The sequence below is a fragment of the Bacillus sp. S4 genome (assembly GCF_040838205.1).
Classification (GTDB): domain Bacteria; phylum Bacillota; class Bacilli; order Bacillales; family Bacillaceae_G; genus Bacillus_A; species Bacillus_A cereus_U.
In genome coordinates, this window is the sequence record NZ_JBFPJI010000370.1 from 1 (window position 1) to 2,987 (window position 2,987).

The window sequence follows — 2,987 nt, forward strand, 5'->3', positions numbered from 1 at the left end:
CAATTGAACCATGTCCTGGAATTACCATCTCAACATCCATATCGCTAACCTTTTCCAAAATGCGAATCCAATTCTCAGGATTCGATTCTTCAAAAAATGTTGGATGGCAATCAACAAATAATAAATCACCCATGAATATTACTTTCTCTTCTGGAATATAGAGAACTGCATCACAAAATGTTTTTTGAGGTAAAACTAATTTCAAAGTTGGTAATGAAACTTCCAATTCGCTTAGAAAGTTTATTTGATGTTTTAACTTAGGGTCATTGTTTTGATTTATTTGATCTTTTAAAGAATGAATATAATTTCTTAGACCTTGTATATCATTTTTCTGCTTATTGATTCTCGATGGATGAATATCCTTCATTTTTTCATATGTAACTTGAAATAATATTACTTTCCTTAAATGCTTGGTTACCTCGAATATGATCTCCATGCCAATGACTATTTACAACCCATGTCACGGGTCGATTGGTTATTTTTTCTGCAATATATTTTAAATCTTCAGCAGCTTGTTGTGTGTTAAATGTATCAAAAACTATTGTTTTATCTCCTAAATCAATAAAGCCTGCATTTGCTACGGCACCACTGCCTTCTCTTGCTATTGCAACGTATATCCCTTCACTAACTTTTTCAAGACTAAAATGTTTGCTGAAAAATTCCTTATCCATTTTCCTCTCTCCTTGATTCTCATTTTAACAAAATATTTCGACATTAAAGGAGGGATTCCTTTGAAGGGGTATCGCCCATCACCATCAAGTTAAAATTTTATAATGCCCCCAAAAAAAGAAACGAACAAAATGTTCGTTTCTTTTTCATGGTGTTTAATGCTCAAGAAAACTTATAACCGCATAAGTATATAGAACGACTAGAGCAAAGGCACATATTCCCATAATTATAATCGCTAGTGCGCTTTTCTCTTGTCTAAACCCTATAATTCCAAGAATAAATGCACTCCACATTGTTACCTTAAGCATTGTAGAAAGGTCGGGAATTGAATATCCACTCAACCAGGTAGAGAAACTTACAATTACGGAAAAAGAGAACAAAGTTAGAACAATAGATAATATATTAATGTGCTTCCCATACTTCAGTTGCATTTCGCTACCCCCTTTTCTTTTCATTAGTGAATAATAGGTAGATGGCTATATTTTTATTTTATTCTAAACTTTCTTGAAAATCCACAACCAAAAGAAGAGGTTGTCCCAAAAGTCGCTGAATAGTTACTTTTAGGCAACCTCTTTTCTTTATTTTTTACTTTCCTCTAGTTTAGAGATACTTGCTTCTTTTTCAGGTAACGTATCAACAAAATCCTTTTGAGCTTTCAATAGGTCAGATTGTTGTATCCAAGCCATAAGATCATCTAAAGATTTACGGGCTTCTTTTACATCGCCAGTAATATCATTCATGTTCAGCTTATTAAATGTAGCTAAAAATTCTTGTTGAATCTCACCTTGCAATGCATTACTTTGTTAATTCTTTATTTTCATCACTTTTTGCCTTTTGAACATTATTCATAGCTTTCCCGATTTTATGTTTATCAAAAGCATCTTGCGCTTTCTTTAAATTTTCGGTTTGTTCTAACTTACTTTTAATCTTCTTATCATCCTTCAACTTCAAAGGAATTACTACTACAAGCTGCCAGTAGCAAGATGAATGCTAGAATTAACCCATAAAACTTAACATTTTTCATAGAACCTATGCCTCCCCTTCTATATGCATATACTTACATCATTACAATTTCTGTAAAAAACGAAAGGAATACATGTGTTATCAATTTGATAAATATTCTGTTGGAGGCATTATGTATCATTTATTATCTTTTTCGATAGACTGAATATATTCAAAGAAATCCGGTGGTTCTTCCATTGCTTCTTTTTTAAATTTTTCAAGTTCTTCACGTTCACGCGGAGACAATTTTTCTAGTAGGGGTACCACCCCATCACCATCAAGCTAAGAAATGCAAAAGATAAAAATTGGAAGCCAATAGATGAAAAATAATAATTCCTTATTCAACTAACGCATGCATTAGTTGAATAACCTAAGGCTGCTTCGGTAGCCATTTTTTTGTACCAACTGGCAGTTTAGTTTTCAATATGTGAAAAGGGATTTCTAAGTGATTAATTGAATATATATTTATTGTTTACTAATTTTCAGGAGGCCCTTTATGGGAGATAAGCTTTACTGTATTGCTATCAAGAGACTAAGAGCTTCGCACGGTTCTGTAATAACTTATAGTAATGCTGTGACGGGATCTCCTGTTAGTGAGATAGGGTGTTTTTTAATTTATTTATCATAATAATGTACCACGAAATTGCAACTCTCGTCCTCAAGAATTATTTCTTTTGGGTGAAAGTTTTTTTATTCTGTCATAATTTAAAGTTTTCGAGAGGAGAAATGATATGAATTCTATTTTATTAGATGTTCCGTCACAAATAGAAACAGACAGACTAATTCTTCGAGCACCACTTCAAGCTGGTGACGGGAATGTCGTACACCAAGCTATTAAGGATTCAATTAATGAGTTAAAACAATGGTTGCTTTTATTCCAGTCAATCCCTACTGTTGAAGAAACGGAAATTATCCTGAGAAATGCCCATATAGATTTTTTAAAAAGAGAAAGCTTTCGCTATCTTATCTATCATAAGGATACTAATGATTTTATTGGAACTGCTAGCCTTCACGGAATTAATTGGAAAATTTCTAAATGTGAAATTGGATACTGGATTAACACGCAATTTAGTGGCAATGGATATATGACAGAGGTAGTAAGTGAGTTAACAAACCTTGGATTTCAGTTACTCAAATTTAGAAGGATTGAAATAAGATGTGAATCTACTAACACTAAAAGTCGTACGATCCCTGAAAAACTAGGTTTTGAGCTTGAAGGGATATTACGTAATGAAGATCTTTCAGCTGACGGTAAAAAACTAACTGATACCTGCATCTATGCAAAGGTAAATTAGATTAAAATTTTAATACTCAAT

At 32.6% G+C, this 2,987-nt stretch carries 5 protein-coding genes and 1 pseudogene; 1 reads left to right on the forward strand and 5 read right to left on the reverse strand.

Translation table 11 applies throughout. The features are described 5' to 3' along the window. The 5 genes and pseudogenes from AB3X48_RS20225 to AB3X48_RS20245 form a co-directional block, all read right to left on the reverse strand. Window positions 1-671: pseudogene (locus tag AB3X48_RS20225) on the reverse strand (MBL fold metallo-hydrolase); the annotation flags it as partial. A 153-nt stretch (window positions 672-824) separates the two neighbouring features. After that, complete coding sequence (locus AB3X48_RS20230; protein WP_199715752.1) at window positions 825-1,100, reverse strand: hypothetical protein; 276 nt, start codon at window positions 1,098-1,100, stop codon at window positions 825-827. Window positions 1,101-1,247: 147 nt separating this feature from the next. Beyond that, the gene (locus AB3X48_RS20235; RefSeq protein ID WP_016091781.1) at window positions 1,248-1,460 is read right to left on the reverse strand and encodes a hypothetical protein; all 213 of its coding nucleotides are present in this window, start codon (window positions 1,458-1,460) and stop codon (window positions 1,248-1,250) included. A gap of 4 nt (window positions 1,461-1,464) precedes the next feature. Next, window positions 1,465-1,620 carry a hypothetical protein gene (locus AB3X48_RS20240; RefSeq protein WP_199715750.1) on the reverse strand — a complete coding sequence of 52 codons (156 nt, stop codon included), beginning with the start codon at window positions 1,618-1,620 and terminating at the stop codon, window positions 1,465-1,467. A gap of 189 nt (window positions 1,621-1,809) precedes the next feature. After that, entirely contained in the window at window positions 1,810-1,938 is a 129-nt protein-coding gene (locus AB3X48_RS20245) for a hypothetical protein (protein ID WP_256416312.1), read from the reverse strand. Between the two features lie 464 nt (window positions 1,939-2,402). Between AB3X48_RS20245 and AB3X48_RS20250 the strand changes: the two genes are divergently transcribed. Further along, the gene (locus tag AB3X48_RS20250; RefSeq protein ID WP_199715748.1) at window positions 2,403-2,966 is read left to right on the forward strand and encodes a GNAT family N-acetyltransferase; all 564 of its coding nucleotides are present in this window, start codon (window positions 2,403-2,405) and stop codon (window positions 2,964-2,966) included. The last annotated feature ends 21 nt before the right edge of the window (window positions 2,967-2,987 follow it).